The 14,229-nt window shown below is 70.9% G+C and carries 11 protein-coding genes and 1 pseudogene; 2 read left to right on the forward strand and 10 right to left on the reverse strand.

The features are described from left to right. Positions 1–80: 80 nt before the first annotated feature. The 3 genes and pseudogenes from ACWGDX_RS18575 to ACWGDX_RS18585 all read right to left on the reverse strand — a co-directional run. Positions 81–248, reverse strand: a pseudogene (locus ACWGDX_RS18575) (hydrophobic protein); the annotation flags it as partial. 249 nt (positions 249–497) lie between these two features. Beyond that, complete coding sequence (locus ACWGDX_RS18580) at positions 498–785, reverse strand: STAS domain-containing protein (RefSeq protein ID WP_453626824.1); 288 nt, start codon at positions 783–785, stop codon at positions 498–500. Next, complete coding sequence (locus tag ACWGDX_RS18585) at positions 785–4,927, reverse strand: SpoIIE family protein phosphatase (protein ID WP_453626826.1); 4,143 nt, start codon at positions 4,925–4,927, stop codon at positions 785–787. Before ACWGDX_RS18585 ends, ACWGDX_RS18580 begins: the two co-directional genes overlap by 1 nt. Before the next feature lie 201 nt (positions 4,928–5,128). On the opposite strand from ACWGDX_RS18585, the gene ACWGDX_RS18590 reads away from it, so the two are divergent. Both ACWGDX_RS18590 and ACWGDX_RS18595 read left to right on the forward strand, forming a co-directional pair. Beyond that, positions 5,129–6,457 carry a PP2C family protein-serine/threonine phosphatase gene (locus tag ACWGDX_RS18590; protein WP_453626828.1) on the forward strand — a complete coding sequence of 443 codons (1,329 nt, stop codon included), beginning with the start codon at positions 5,129–5,131 and terminating at the stop codon, positions 6,455–6,457. Continuing rightward, positions 6,454–6,810 (forward strand): STAS domain-containing protein, encoded by a 357-nt coding sequence (locus ACWGDX_RS18595; RefSeq protein WP_453626830.1) that lies wholly within the window; start codon positions 6,454–6,456, stop codon positions 6,808–6,810. Before ACWGDX_RS18590 ends, ACWGDX_RS18595 begins: the two co-directional genes overlap by 4 nt. 211 nt (positions 6,811–7,021) lie before the next feature. Here ACWGDX_RS18595 and ACWGDX_RS18600 read toward each other — a convergent pair whose 3' ends face one another. The 7 genes from ACWGDX_RS18600 to ACWGDX_RS18630 all read right to left on the reverse strand — a co-directional run bounded on the left by ACWGDX_RS18600 (position 7,022) and on the right by ACWGDX_RS18630 (position 14,196). Beyond that, positions 7,022–7,939, reverse strand: a complete 918-nt coding sequence (locus ACWGDX_RS18600) for an alpha/beta hydrolase fold domain-containing protein (RefSeq protein ID WP_453626831.1) — start codon at positions 7,937–7,939, stop codon at positions 7,022–7,024. Positions 7,940–8,007: 68 nt separating this feature from the next. Next, positions 8,008–8,688, reverse strand: coding sequence for a LutC/YkgG family protein (locus tag ACWGDX_RS18605; RefSeq protein ID WP_453626833.1), 681 nt, complete (start codon positions 8,686–8,688; stop codon positions 8,008–8,010). Beyond that, positions 8,685–10,160 (reverse strand): lactate utilization protein B, encoded by a 1,476-nt coding sequence (locus ACWGDX_RS18610; protein ID WP_453626835.1) that lies wholly within the window; start codon positions 10,158–10,160, stop codon positions 8,685–8,687. Before ACWGDX_RS18610 ends, ACWGDX_RS18605 begins: the two co-directional genes overlap by 4 nt. After that, on the reverse strand, positions 10,157–10,912 hold the full coding sequence (locus ACWGDX_RS18615; protein ID WP_453626956.1) for a (Fe-S)-binding protein: 756 nt from the start codon (positions 10,910–10,912) through the stop codon (positions 10,157–10,159). The genes ACWGDX_RS18610 and ACWGDX_RS18615 overlap by 4 nt, the downstream gene beginning before the upstream one ends. 16 nt (positions 10,913–10,928) lie before the next feature. After that, positions 10,929–11,879 carry a carbohydrate ABC transporter permease gene (locus ACWGDX_RS18620; RefSeq protein ID WP_453626837.1) on the reverse strand — a complete coding sequence of 317 codons (951 nt, stop codon included), beginning with the start codon at positions 11,877–11,879 and terminating at the stop codon, positions 10,929–10,931. Next, positions 11,876–12,808 (reverse strand): carbohydrate ABC transporter permease, encoded by a 933-nt coding sequence (locus ACWGDX_RS18625; RefSeq protein WP_453626839.1) that lies wholly within the window; start codon positions 12,806–12,808, stop codon positions 11,876–11,878. Before ACWGDX_RS18625 ends, ACWGDX_RS18620 begins: the two co-directional genes overlap by 4 nt. After that, positions 12,805–14,196: an ABC transporter substrate-binding protein gene (locus ACWGDX_RS18630; protein WP_453626841.1), complete on the reverse strand. Its 1,392-nt coding sequence runs from the start codon at positions 14,194–14,196 to the stop codon at positions 12,805–12,807. The genes ACWGDX_RS18625 and ACWGDX_RS18630 overlap by 4 nt, the downstream gene beginning before the upstream one ends. Positions 14,197–14,229 lie beyond the last annotated feature (33 nt).

Raw genomic sequence — 14,229 nt, forward strand, 5'->3', positions numbered from 1 at the left:
GTAGTAACCGTTGTTGGTGCCGGTCTGGTTCGTGGTGACGACCGTGTCGGCGTGGGCGGTGCCCGGCAGGGCGATCGCGGCCACGGCGACCAGCGGCCTCGCTTGCCGCCGGTGGCGGCAGGGCGAATCACGAATCCGAGTACCCATACGACGAGAATAATGACCGCGATCCACCACAGGGCCTTGAGTGCGAAGCCCGCACCGAAAAGGATCAGGGCGAGCAGAAGAACGAGTAGCAGGGGAACCATAGTTATCAACCTCCAGGAGACCGTGTGCCCTGAAGTTCCCCCGCCATGCGTTCGCATCACATAAAGTCCGCGCCTGTTTCCGGCCGCGGGATCACCGGGAATCCGGTGACGGGCCGCCAGGTTTGAGGACGGCGTTCGCGGTGAGAAGAAAGGCTTTTCGGGCGGCCCCGGACGCCGTTTCCTGGGCGCTCGTACGGGTGTGGTCCACGCCCCTGCCCTTTCCGTCCGCGCCCGGTCCCCTGCGGGAGGTCACGAATCGTGGATGGTGGTGAGGCCGGCGAGGCCCGAGATGGTCAGGACGGGTTCGAGCAGGGAGTTGGCGATGAGCTCGATCCGGTCGGCGTGGGGGAACAGCACGCTGAGTCCCGCGCTGTCGAGGTACTCGACACCGGTGAGATCGAGGACGAGAGGGCCGGCCGTGCTGTCGAGGGCGGCGGCCAGGACATCGGTGTTGCTCATGTCGATCTCGCCGACCGCGGTCAGCAGGGCGGTGCCGTCGGGCCGTCGGCCGGGGGTGAGGGTCAGGGGCGTGGTCATCAGGGGATCCTCGCGTGCATGTCGACGGTGGTGCCGGACGGGCCGGGGGTGACGGTGACCTCGTGCATCAGGGCATGCATCAGGCTCATGCCCCGACCGCGGTGGGCGTTGAGCTCGGGCTCGGGGGTCTTCCAGCGGCCCGTGTCGGAGATGGTCAGATGCAGGTCGTCGACGAGTGCCTCTGCTCGGAAGTGGACGGGGTTGCCCGGGGCGTCGCGGTGGCCGTGCTCGATGGCGTTGGCGCACGCTTCGCCGGCGGCGACCAGGACGTTCTGCACGGTGTGAGGGGGGAGGTCGCACTGGTCGAGCCAGCCGCGCAGGGCCTTGCGGACGGGGGCGAGCTGGGCGGACTCGGCGGGGAAGGACATCTCCAGCGGGGCGGGGTGGCGGTACAGCAGCAGGGCGACGTCGTCGTCGTATCCGTCGGCGGGGGCCAGCCGGGCCATCACATCGGTGGCGAGGTCGTCGATGGCGGTGTTCCGGCCGTCCTGGAGTGCCTTGCCCGCTTGGTCGATACCCGCGCTGAGCGGACGGCGACGGCGTTCGACGAGGCCGTCGGTGTACAGCAGCAGGGTGGAGCGGGCGCGGATGGTGCAGCTGGCGTCGGGGCGATCGGTGCCGGGACGGACGGCCAGGGGCAGTGAACGTCCCTCCTCCAGGAGGCGGGTGGTGCCGTCCGGATGGACGAGGATGCCGGGCGGATGGCCGGCGCTGGAGTAGGTCAGATGTCCGGTCCCGGCGTCGAGGACACCGCAGAAGACGGTGGTGCAGACCGCGCCGGGGACACCGGCGGCGAACCGGTCCAGGGCCATCAGCATCTGGGCGGGGCGGGCGTCCTGGAGCAGCAGGGCGCGGCAGGCGCTGCGCAATTGCCCCATGACGGTGGCGGCTTGCAGGCCGCGGCCGACGCAGTCGCCGACGACGATGCCGATACGCCCGTCGGGCAGGGAGATGGTGTCGTACCAGTCGCCCCCGACCTCCAGGGGCTGGGTGGCTGGCTCGTAGCGGACGGCGAAGCCGTCGGGCAGGTGGGAGGGACCGAGGATGGCGCGCTGTAGTGCGAGGGCGGTCTCGCGCTGCTGGTCGATCTGGTGGGCGCGGGCCAGGCCCTGCGCGAGATGACCGGCCAGCAGGGACAGCAGCAGCTGGTCCTCCCCGGTGAAGGGCCGGGGCTCACCCAGATCGATCCACAGGACGAGCGGGCCGTCGGGGTGCTTCAGGAGGATGCCGGCCCCCGGGGGGTCGGCGACCGGGGTGAGCGCCGAGTGCCGGCGCAGACCGGTGAGCGTCCGGCGCCTCTTCTCGGGCAGATTCCGCCAGGTCAGGTCCGGGTCGGTGGCCGTCATGGCGGGTTCGTCGCCGTGGTCGAAGACCGCGGCCATGACCCTCCGGGCGTGCCAGAGCTTCTTCAGCTCACGCAGCGCGCCGTCCAGCGCCTCGGACAGGCTGGTCGCCCGGGACAGACAGGTTCCCAGGGCGGCCAGGGCGCTTTCGCGCTGGATGGCGTAGTGCTCGGCCGTCACATCGCGGAAGGTGCCGACGATCACCGTGCGGCCGGTGTCGGGATCCTGGACCTGGTTGAAGGTGGCGCTGACCCAGATCCGGTGTCCCTCGCGGTGGGTGAGGGGGACGGTGTAGCTGCCCTTAGGGCGGCCGAGCAGCCGGCCGAAGGCGCTCCGTACTTCCTGGTGGGCCTCGGGATCGGTGTCGCCGTCCGGCCACCACGGTTGCAGGGGCGGGTACGGCAGGCCCTCGGGGCCGTAGCCGAGGATGTCGGTGAACGCCGTGTTGATCTCGACGACCGTGCCGTCCTCGTCGCAGACGAAGAAGGCCTCCTGGAGGGAGTCGACCAGCGCGGTGCGCCAGCGGGCGTGGTGGCCGCGCAGTCGCGCCAGCTGGATGTTCGCCCTGGCGCGGGCGAGGAGTTCGGCGGCGGCGAACGGTTTGACCAGATAGTCGTCGGCGCCGGCCTGGAGGCCCTCGATGGATGCCTCCTGTCCGGCTCGGGCGGACAGCAGCAGCACCGGCACCGAGGCGGTCCGCGGGTCGCCCCGCAGCGCTTCGACCAGGGCCAGGCCGTCCAGACGGGGCATCATGACATCGCTGACCACCAGGTCGGGAGCCTCGGTACGGACGGACTCCAGGGCCTCCTGCCCGTCGTGGACCGTGCTGACCGTGTAGCCGGCGCCGCGCAGCAGACGGGTGAGGTACTCGCGCATATCGGCGTTGTCGTCGGCGACCAGCACCCGGGCCGGGCTCCCCGCGCCGGGCCCCGGTTCATCCATCTCCGCGGGCGCCGAGGGGGCCGCTTCTCCGGGCAGCCACCGCAGGGCCTCCCGCACGAAGGGATCGGCGGTGATGGGTGCCGCGTCCGTACCGCCTTCCCGGAGGACGGCGCCGGCGGGCAGATGCGCGGATCCGAACGGCAGTCGGATGGTGAAGCGGGTGCCCCGGCCCTCGGTGGATACGGCGGTTATGGTGCCGCCGTGCAGGCCGATCAGCTCCTTCACCAGGGCCAGGCCGATGCCGCTGCCCTCGTTCGAGCGGGAGCGGGCCTTCTCGATGCGGTGGAACCGTTCGAACAGCCTGGCCATCTCCCCGGCCGCGACGCCGATCCCGGTGTCCTCGACCGTCACCTCCGCCACCCCGTCCACGGCGCGCACGCCGACCCGGACCGAGCCGTCGAAGGTGAACTTCAGCGCGTTGCTGAGGAGGTTGAGGATTACCTTTTCCCACATGCCGCGGTCGACATGGACGGGCTCGGGCAGCGGGGGGCAGTCGACGTGGAAGTCCAGACCGGCCTTGTCGATGGCGGAGCGGAAGACACTGGCCAGCTCGCCGGTGACCGCGGCCAGGTCGACCGGTTCGTAGCTCGCCTGCATACGGCCGGCCTCAAGGCGGGAGAAGTCCAGCAGCGTGTTGACCAGTTTGCCGAGCCGCAGCCCGTTGCGGTGGATGACCTCCAGCTCCTCGCGCACCTCCGGGTCCGCGTCGGCGAGCCGGTCGCGCAGTTCCTGAACGGGTCCCGTGATCAGGGTGAGGGGGGTGCGGAACTCATGGCTGATGTTGGAGAAGAACGTCGTCTTCGCACGGTCCAGCTCCGCCAGTTCCTCCGCCCGGCGCTGCTGTGCTTGGTAACTACGGGCGCTGGCCACCCCGGTGGCGACATGACCGGCGACCAGATCCACGAAGCCGCGGTAGCCCTCGGCCAGGGACCGGTAGCGGTTCAGGCCAGCCACCATGAACCCGTACGGCGTACCGCCCTGCTGGAGCAGCGGCACCACCAGGGCCTGGGCGGGTGCCTCCTGCCACGCCCCGGTCGGCAGGTCCGGGAACGGGCCGCCGTCCAGCGCCACCACCACGGACCGGCCGTCGGCGGCGGCGGCCGTCGGCCATCCGCTCCCGGCGGCGGGGAGGATTTCCGGCGCGGCGGGATGGCCCGCCGCGAACCCGGTGGCGGCGGCGAGCCGGGCGCCGCCGTCGTCGTCGAAGAGATAGGTCAGCGTGAACGGCAGGTCGTGCGGGTTCCGCTCCAGCTGGCGGCCGGTGAAGTCGAGCATCTCCTGCTCGGTGCGCACCACGCTCGGGTCGGAGCCGAGATCGCGCAGGGTGGCCATCCGGCGCTCGCCGATGACCCGCTCGGTCTCCTCACTGACCACACAGAGCATGCCGACGATACGGCCCGCGTCGTCCCGCAGCGGACTGTAGGAGAATGTGTGATAACTCTCCTCCGTATAGCCGGAGCGTTCCAGGAAGAGCAGCAGCGCCTCGTCCCAGGTCGCCTCGCCGGTGGTCAGGACGGTGTCGATGCGGGGGCCGATGTCGTCCCAGATCTCGGCCCACACCTCCCTGGCGGGACGTCCCAGCGCCCAGGGGTACTTGCGGCCCAGGGTGTCGCGGCGGTAGGCGGCGTTGCAGAAGAACGTCAGGTCCTCACCCCACGCCATCCACATGGAGAAGCGTGACGAGAGCAGGATGCTCACCGCTGTCCGCAGGCTCTGCGGCCAGCCGGCCGGATCTCCGAGCGGGGTGGCCGCCCAGTCCACCAGGGCCAGATCCCGGCCGACCTCCTCATCGGCGGTGAACACGGCCGCGCCTGCCTCGGGAGGGCCTTCGAACCCGGCGTCCTCGGAACGTGTCACTGCTCTCCCTTTCGTTCACGCCGGTCCCGCCCCCCCGCGGGCCGTTTCCAGTGTGCGCCCCTGCGGCACGCGCCATGACCGCGCGGCCGGGCACCGGGGGAGAGCTTCGCGCCGCCCGTGGGGGCTCGTGGACGCGATCCGTAGAATAGGGCAGCCGTGCCTCGGTCGGCAGGTACGGCGGCCGGCGGTGGGGAGGCAGCGATGACGGTGGCCCAGGACGCCTTCCACCCGGACGCGGGACGGTCCGCGGCGGATGAGCAGCGGCGCCTCGCCGCGGTGCGCCGCTACCAGATCGTGGACAGCCCGCCCGGCGGTGCCTTCGACAAGATCGCTGCCCTGGCCGCCCGTATCTTCGACACGCCCATGGCCACCGTGGCGATCGTGGACAGTGACCGGGTGTGGCTGAAGGCCGCCCACGGCCTGAAGAACATCGGCGGGACCAGCCCCGATCCGGGCCTGTGCGCCTCCGCCATCCTGGACGCCGGGCCCTATGTCGTCAGCGACACCCTCACCGACCCGCGCGTCGCCGCCCACCCCCTCGTCCGGAGCGAGCCGCCCGTCCGCTTCTACGCCGCGGCGCCGATCACCACCGCCGACGGCTACCGCCTGGGCACCGTCGACGTCCTCGACACCCGCCCCCGGCACCCCACCCGGAACCAGCTCGAAGCGCTGGCGGACCTGGCCGCGCTCGTCATGGACGAGCTGGAACTGCGCCTGTCCGCCCTGCGCACCGTGGCGGCCGAACGCGAGCGGCGAACCGACGCCGAACGCCTGGCCCGTACTCTGCAGCGCACCCTGCTGCCCCCGGCCCTGCCCTCCGTGCCCGGCCTCGACGCGGCCGCCGCCTATCACACCGCCTCCGTCGACGAGGTCGGCGGCGACTTCTACGACCTGTTCCCCCTCGACGACGGGCGCTGGGCGTTCTTCCTCGGCGACGTGTGCGGCAAGGGTGCCGACGCCGCGGCCCTGACCTCCCTGACCCGCTACACCCTGCGCGCCGCCGCCATCTACGACCCCGACCCGTGCACCGCCCTGGCCAACCTCGACACGGTCCTCAAAGGGGAACACCAGGGCGGCACTCCCCGGTTCTGCACCGCCGTGTTCGGTGTGCTCGACGCGGTGTCCGACGGATCGTTCGCCGTCACCCTGGCCGGCGGCGGCCACCCTCCGGCCCTGGCCTTGCGCGCGGACGGCACCGTCGAGGCCATCTCCACCACTGGTGGCCAGCTGATCGGACTGCTGCCCGATCCTCATTTCGTGCAGGCCGCCACCCGGCTCGCCCCCGGCGACGCGCTGCTGCTGTACACCGACGGGCTCACCGAAGCCCGTACCGCGAGCGGCGCCATGCTCGGCGAGGACGGACTGGCGCACCATGTGTCCGCCCACGCGGCCCGGGGGGCCGACGGCCTGCTCGCGTCGCTGCACGGCCTCTTCACCGATCTGGGCACCGGAGTCAGCGACGACACCGCTCTGCTGGTCCTTTCCGTCCCGCCGGGCAGCGCCCCCTCACCCGCACAGGAGAACAGGTGACCGACCGCACTCTGACCACGACCCGACGACTCCACCCCGCGGGTGCCACCGTGGTGGCCGTGACCGGCGAACTCGACCACCACACCGCCCAGGAACTCACCCAGGCCATCGAAGAGACGCCTTTCGGCTCCGACGCGCCCGTGGTGATCGACCTGACGGGTCTCACCTACTGCGACTCCACGGGCATCACCGTGCTCGTCGCCGCGTACAACCGCGCCCGGCAGGCCGACGCCCAGTTGGTCCTCGTCGGGCTGAACGCCGACCTGACGCGTGTCTTCCGTATCGTCGGCCTCGACCAGCTCTTCAGCTTCCAGCCCACCGTCGAACACGCCATCAGCGCCCTGCATCGTTAGCCGTGGCAGTGTGCCGCTTTCTCGGCCAACAGTGCCGGGTACGGCATGTGGTGCCGTGGTCCGACGTGGCCTCGGCGCGTCATCTGGAGACCCAGTCGGTTCTGCTTCCGTTCCACCGGTTCGAGTTCGAGCGCCACGGCGCCACGCCCGTGCCGTTGGTGGTCCTGGGCGGCCGGGGGCCGGTGAGAAGCGGCCAGGACCCAACTCCCTGTCATCGCGGTCGGCGCAGGTGGTGGACCAGGAAGGCGACGCTGCGGGCGACGAGCGGGGCCGGGTCGGCGTTGAGGAAGATGTGTTCGGCGCCCGGGACGGGGACGACTTCCGCGTCGTTGCCGGCGGCGCGCAGGAGTCCGGCCAGGCGCTCGCTGTGGGCGAAGGGGACGACGGTGTCGGCGGTGCCGTGGATCAGCAGGAAGGGCGGCGCCGGTGTGTGCGCGTAGGTGACGGGGGAGGCCGCCGCCGCCAGGCGCGGGTGGTCGGCCGGGGCGCCGCCCAGGAAGGTGACGGCGGGGTTGCCGGGGTCGGACCACTCCGTCAGCAGCGACTCCAGATCGGCGACGCCGTACCAGTCCACGACCGCCGCGACGCTCGTGTCGCCCTCCGCGATCCCCTCCGTACCGTCGAGCGCGGGGCCGGCCGCGCCGGTCAGTCCGGCCAGCGCCGCCAGATGGCCGCCCGCCGACTCGCCCCAGACGCCGATCCGTGTCGCGTCGATCCCGAGCGTCCCCGCGTAGTGGCGCAGATAGCGGACGGCCGCCTTGACGTCGTGGAGCTGGGCGGGGAAGGGGGCCTCGCGGGCATGGCGGTAGTCGATGGTGGCGACGGCCAGTCCGGCGCGCAGCAGGGAGCCGAAGAGGAGATCCGCGCTCACGGTCGGCGGCGGGTAGCGCCGGTCGCCCTCCATCCAGGCGCCGCCGTGGATCCACACCACCACGGGCACGGGTGCGGCCCCCGCCGGTACGGACAGGTCGAGCAGACGCGGCCGGTAGCCGGAGTTGGTGGCATAGCTCAGCCCGTCGTAGCGGCGCGCCCCGTCGGCGCCGGTGGCGGGAGCGGCCGGTGGCAGCTGTACGGGCGCCACGGCCAGCTCGGGCGGCGGCCAGGTGATCGGACCGGGTTCGGATTCCACGGCTGCTCCAGTTCTCGGTGGATGGGATTCCCGGCGGACGGAAAGACCGGCGGGTCCGGGCGCAAGCCTCAGGCCTCGACCAGTACGACGTCCAGCGTCCGTGGGCCGTGCACGCCTTCCACCCGTTCCAGTTCGATGTCACTGGTGGCGGAAGGGCCCGAGATCCAGGTCAGCGGACGGGTCGGTACGAGCCTCGCCACCGCGGCCGGCACCGAGGCGACGAGCTGCTCCGGAGCGCGCACCACACAGAGGTGATGGTCCGGGACCAGGCTCAGCGCGCGGCGGCCCTGGCCCGGTCCGCCGTCCAGCACGATCGTGCCCGTCTCCGCGACGGCGACCGCGCAGCCGGTCACCACACTGTCCGCCGCCTCGCAGGCCCGGGGGGTGAGCGGCGGGGTGTCGGTGAGATGTCCGACCGAGGCCTCGGCGAGCCACTCCGGGGGCAGTCCCCTGGGGACGATCACCGTACGCGCGCCCCGCCGGGCCAGCACCGAGGCCACCGTCCCCGGCAGTTCGGCGGGACGGCAGCGGTACACGGTGGCCCGGTACTCGGTGAGCCGGTCCTGGAGCAGATCCAGCAGCCCGGCGGGATCGTCCGGGGCGTGCGCGGTCCGGTAGCCGCGGGTGACGGGGACGTCCTGCGGGCGCTCCTGGCGGGGGACATCGCCCAGGGCCGCGCGGATACGGCCGAAGACCAGGTCCCGGCCGCTCGGGGACGCTCCTTGTCCCGTCGGCGCTCCGCTGCTCATGCCCGCTCCTCTTCCGTACGGTTGACGTCGTCCGTACCGTCGGCGCGGTCCGCGCGGTTGGCGCGCCACCAGTCGCGGAACGGCTCGGTGGGCATCCGGGGCAGATCGCGGGACCCGCTCCAGGCACCGGCGCCGGGTCCGGGCAGCCGCCGGGGATGCAGCCGCCGGGTGCGGGAGGCGGCGCGCTCGGCCGCCGCGAGTACGGCGGGACGGTCGAGGACCCAGCCCGCCGCGCGTATGGCCGCCTTCTCCAGCCGGTGCCCCGGCCCGCCCTGTTCCGCCACCCGCTCGCGGAGATGGACGAGGACCTCGGGGATGTCGATGGCGACGGGACAGACCTCGTAGCAGGCGCCGCACAGGGAGGAGGCGTAGGGCAGGGACGCGTCCAGTTCGGTGCCGGTGCCCCGGAGCTGCGGGGTGAGGATGGCGCCGATGGGACCGGGGTAGGGCGAGCCGTACGCGTGGCCGCCGGCCCGCTCGTACACCGGGCAGACGTTGAGACACGCCGAGCAGCGGATACAGCGCAGCGCCTGGCGTCCGACGGTGTCGGCCAGGGTGTCCGTCCGTCCGTTGTCGAGCAGGACCAGATGGAATTCCCGCGGCCCGTCGCCGTCGGTGGTGCCGGTCCACATCGAGGTGTACGGGTTCATCCGCTCGGCGGTGGAGGAGCGCGGCAGGGTCTGGAGGAAGACCTCCAGATCGCGCCAGGTGGGCACCACCTTCTCGATCCCCACGACGGAGATCAGCGTCTCGGGCAGGGTCAGACACATCCGGCCGTTGCCCTCGGACTCCACGACCACCAGCGTGCCCGTCTCCGCGACCATGAAGTTCCCGCCGGAGACGGCCACTTTGGCGGTCAGGAACTTCTCCCGCAGATGCAGCCGCGCCGCCTCCGCCAGCTCGGCGGGATCGTCGGTGAGCCCCTCGGGCGCCGGGCGTCCCCACCGGCCCATGGTCTCGCGGAAGATGTCCCTGATCTCGGCGCGGTTCTTGTGGATCGCGGGGACCAGGATGTGGGAGGGACGGTCGTCGCCCAGCTGCACGATCAGTTCGGCGAGATCGGTCTCGTAGGCGGTGATGCCCTCGGCGGCCAGGGCCTCGTTGAGGCCGGTCTCCTGGGTGGCCATGGACTTGACCTTGACGACCTCGGTCTCCCCGGTGGCCTTCACCAGCTCCGCCACGATCCGGTTGGCCTCGGCGGCGTCGGGTGCCCAGTGCACCACCCCGCCCGCCCGGGTGACCGCCGTCTCCAACTGCTCCAGATAGTGGTCGAGATGGCGCAGCGTACGGTCCTTGATCGCCGCGCCCGCGGCGCGCAGCTCGGCCCAGTCGTCGAGCTCGGCGACGGCCTGCGCGCGCTTGGCGCGGATGGTGCCGGTGGCCCGGGTCAGATTCGCCCGCAGCCGGGTGTCGCGGGTGGCCTCGGCCGCCGCGCGGGGAAAGGCGGGCATCCCCAGATAGGTTCCGGTCATCGCAGGGGTTCCGTCCGGGTGGAGGCGAGTATGTCGGCGAGGTGCAGCGGACGCAGCTCACTGCCCCGGCGGCGCAGCATCCCGTCCAGATGCAGCAGGCAGGAGTTGTCCGCGCCGCACAGCACGCGGGCGCCCGTGGACTCGGCGTGCCGGATCTTGTCGGCGCCCATGGCCGCCGAGACATCGGGATTCTTGATCGCGAAGGTGCCGCCGAAGCCGCAGCACTCCTCCGCGCCGGGAAGTTCCACCAGCTCCAGGCCCTCGACCGCCTCCAGCAGCCGCCGGGGCCGGTCGCCCAGACCCAGCGTCCGCAGTCCGTGGCAGGACGGGTGGTAGGTGACGGTGTACGGGAAGTACGCGCCGACATCGGTCACGCCCATCACGTCGACCAGGAACTCGGTGAACTCGTAGACCCGGCCGGCCAGCGAACTCGCCTGACCGGCGAGGGCGTCGCCGCGTCCCTCGGCGGCGGCGCGCGCTCCCAGCCGGGGATAGTTGTCGCGGACCATGGCCACACAGGAGCCCGAGGGGGCGACCACGTAGTCGTATCCGTCGAAGGCCTCGGCCATCCGGCGCACCAGCGGCTCGGTCTCCCGGCGGTAGCCGGTGTTGTACTGGGGCTGGCCGCAGCAGGTCTGCTCGAAGGGGAAGTCCACCTGGACACCGATCCGTTCGAGGACGGTGACGGTGGCGATCGCCGTGGCCGGATGGACGACGTCGTTGACGCAGGTGGGGAACAGGGCGACACGCATGGCGCTCATCGCTCGGTCATTCCTTGGTCGCCCCGGCGAGCATCCCGGACACCAGCGTGCGCTGCGAGAACAGGAAGAGCACCAGAACGGGCAGGATGGCGACAAGGATCGCCAGGGACAGCTCCGGGATGGTGATGTCCAGTCCGGCACCGGCCACCGGGTTGAACGACGGAGTCGAGGTCAGCAGTTGGTTCAGCCCCACCTGGACGGGGAACTGCGAGCTGTTCGGCAGGACGAGATAGGGCAGGAAGAAGTTGTTCCAGTTGGCCACGAAGCTGAAGAACGCGACCAGCCCGATCACCGGCTTCGCCAGCGGCAGCGCGATACGGGAGAAGAGCTGCCACTCCGTGCAGCCGTCGATCCGCGCGGCCGAGAGCAGATCCCTGGGCAGGCTGCTGCCGAAGTAGATGTACACCAGGTACACGCCGAACGGGTAGAAGGAGAAGGGCAGGATCACCGACCAGACGGTGCCGATCAGATGGAAGCGGTTGAGCTCCAGGAAGATCGGCAGCACCAGGGTGGCCTGCGGCATGATCATCGTGACCAGGGTGATGGTCAGCAGTGTCTTGCGGCCCCGGAACTTCGTCAGCGCCAGCGCGTAGCCGGCCGGCACGCTGACCGCCAGCGTCAGGATGAGCGAGCCGCCGGAGTAGACCGCCGAGTTGCGCAGCCAGGTGCCCATCGCGCCGTCCTGGAAGTCGAACAGATGGCGCCAGGCGGTGCCGATCTGCCCGAACGAGCCGAAGGACAGCGGGTTGTCGCGCACGATCTCGCCCGCGGTCTTCGACGGCGCGAGCAGCAGCCAGACCACCGGCAGTACGAAGAACACCAGCAGTACGGCGAGCAGCAGGCCCACGATCAGGAAGGAGACGGCGCGGGAGGGGCGCACACGCCGGCCCGTGGCCGACGGGGGACGGGCCGGGGCGGGGGCCGGAGGGGGAGCCGGGGGGAGAGCGGTCTGTGTCATTTCTCGTCCAACGTGAACAGGTTCGACCGGGCGACCAGCAGACCCGCGGCGATCAGCCCCAGTGCCAGCAGGAAGACCGAGATGGCGGCGGAGCCGTTGAAGTCGCCCTGCTGGAAGGCGTAGACATACGCGAGCTGGTTGGGCGACCAGGTGGGGCTCACCCGGCCGAGGCTCGCGGTCTGGAGGAGCTGGGGCTCCACGAAGAGCTGGGTGCCGGTGGCGAAGGCCATGATCGTCATATAGACGATCCACTGCCGGATCATCGGGATCTGGATGTGCCAGGCGGTACGCCAGGGTCCCGCGCCGTCCATCCGGGCGGCCTCCAGCACCTCGTCCGGGATGTTGTTCAGCGCCCCGTACATCACGACCATCCAGCCGCCGGCGCCGGTCCAGAAGGCGATCAGCATCAGGATCAGCGGCAGATTGCCGGGCGCGAGCACGGCCGCGAAGCTGTGCAGGCCCATGCTGTTGAGCAGCCAGGACACCGGGCTGACGTCCGGGTCCAGCATGAACAGCCAGACCAGGACGCTGGCGACCCCGGCGAGGGCGCCGGGGACGTAGTAGAGGAAGCGGAAGAGCGCCGAGGTGCCCGGCCGCACCCGGCTGCGCAGAATCACCGCGACGAGCACGACCAGCACGACGAGGACGACCAGCCACATGACCAGATAGATCAGCATATGGGTGAAGGCCGGGACGAAACGGTAGTCCTGGGCGACCTTCACGAACTGGTTGAACCCGGTGAACTGTCCCTGGTCGTTGGTGAGCGCCAGATAGAACGAGTAGCCGGTCGGGAAGACGCCGAACGCGAGCAGCAGCACCGTGTATCCCGCGACGAAGAAGTAGCCCGCGAGGCCGGGGCCCCTCCGCCGCGGCACGCTGCCGCGGCGGAGGGTGGAGACGGCGACGCGCTCGGTCTCCAGCAGTGTCATTCGTTGACCACCTGGTACCCCTCGGCCTTCGCCTGGTTGCTGATCTCCCCCTGCCAGGCCGGCAGGGTCTCGACCAGGCTCTTGCCCGAGGTCAGGGCGGGCAGGACGATGCTGGACCAGGCGGTGGCGTCCGAGAACTTGGTGTTCGACCAGCCGGTCCACACCTCGTCCGCGGCCTCCTGGAACGGCTTGCTCACATCGTTGGCGAAGTAGTCGCTGTTGACCGGGTTGGCCAGCCACGCCTCGGCCGCCTTGGTGTAGGCGGGGTAGGTGGGCGCGGCGGCCTGGTTCTCGTCGGAGGTGGTCAGCCAGGTGGCCAGATCCGTGGACGCCTTGAGATTGGCGCTGTGCGAGGACACCATCCACACACCGCCGCCGACATTGCCGGTGCTGACCGTGGTCTCACCCTCCCAGGTCAGCGGGGACGCCACGGCTATCTGCTTGGCCGGGGTCTTGAAGGCGGTCTTGAACAGGTACTGGCCGTACCAGGACGGGCCGTACGCCATCGCGACCTTGCCGCCGCTGTCCTTGGCGAAGCCCTGGCTGAAGAAGCCCTTGGTGGTGACGGCCTTGGCGGAGATCAGCTCGTCCAGCAGCGTCGCCATCCGGACACACTTCTCGTCCTTCAGATCGCTGCGCAGGGTGTCCGGCTTCACCAGGCTGAACGCCGGGCACTGACCGGACCAGAAGTACGACTCGTGGGAGTTGGTGTCACCGACCGAGCCGACCAGATAGCCGGGGTGCTCCTTGGCGATCCGCTTGCCCAGGGCCTCGTACTGCTCCCAGGTGGTGGGGACCTCGTACCCCCACTTGTCCATGAGTGACTTGTTGTACCAGAGCACCACCTGCGCGATGTCGTTGCGCACGCAGTAGGTGTGGCCGTTGAACTGGCACGGCGCGAGGGAGCCCTTGGCGAAGCCGTCCAGTGTGCTCCGGGGCACGAGCTTGTCGTCCAGGGGCGCGGCGAAGGGCTGCGCGCCCGGCTTGGTGGGCTCGGACGCCCACGTCATGTCGGTGGGCGAGCCGAACACCACATCGGGCCAGCCGCTGCCGGTCCGGTCGAAGAGCTGCACCTTCGACTGGAGATAGGTGGAGCCGTCGGCGCCGCCGTCGTAGGTGACGATCTCCATCTTCACGTCCGGGTGCGACTTCTGGTACGCCTGCACCGACGGCAGCCGGGTGGAGTCCGCCCACACCGTGATCTTCGATCCGTCCTTCTGCGCGACCGGCTTGAACGCCGATCCCGGGGAGGAGGAGGACGAGTCGGTGGAGGTGTCGGCGCTGGCACAGCCCGCCAGCACGGCCGCGGTGGCCAGGGAGAGCGCTGCGGCGGCGGTGCGTATCGCGGTGCGGCGCCGGCCGGCTCTCGGAGATCCGGAAGACCTCATCGTCTTGCCTTTCTTGTACTCGCGCTCGTTCGC

The sequence above is a fragment of the Streptomyces sp. NPDC055025 genome (assembly GCF_053608565.1).

Excerpts from the sequence above, each read along its gene's own strand:
- ACWGDX_RS18580 (WP_453626824.1), bottom strand. The coding sequence starts at position 785 with ATGACCACGCCCCTGACCCTCACCCCCGGCCGACGGCCCGACGGCACC.
- ACWGDX_RS18590 (WP_453626828.1), top strand. The coding sequence starts at position 5,129 with ATGACGGTGGCCCAGGACGCCTTCCACCCGGACGCGGGACGGTCCGCG.
- ACWGDX_RS18605 (WP_453626833.1), bottom strand. The coding sequence starts at position 8,688 with ATGAGCAGCGGAGCGCCGACGGGACAAGGAGCGTCCCCGAGCGGCCGG.
- ACWGDX_RS18610 (WP_453626835.1), bottom strand. The coding sequence starts at position 10,160 with ATGACCGGAACCTATCTGGGGATGCCCGCCTTTCCCCGCGCGGCGGCC.
- ACWGDX_RS18615 (WP_453626956.1), bottom strand. The coding sequence starts at position 10,912 with ATGCGTGTCGCCCTGTTCCCCACCTGCGTCAACGACGTCGTCCATCCG.
- ACWGDX_RS18620 (WP_453626837.1), bottom strand. The coding sequence starts at position 11,879 with ATGACACAGACCGCTCTCCCCCCGGCTCCCCCTCCGGCCCCCGCCCCG.
- ACWGDX_RS18625 (WP_453626839.1), bottom strand. The coding sequence starts at position 12,808 with ATGACACTGCTGGAGACCGAGCGCGTCGCCGTCTCCACCCTCCGCCGC.
- ACWGDX_RS18630 (WP_453626841.1), bottom strand. The coding sequence starts at position 14,196 with ATGAGGTCTTCCGGATCTCCGAGAGCCGGCCGGCGCCGCACCGCGATA.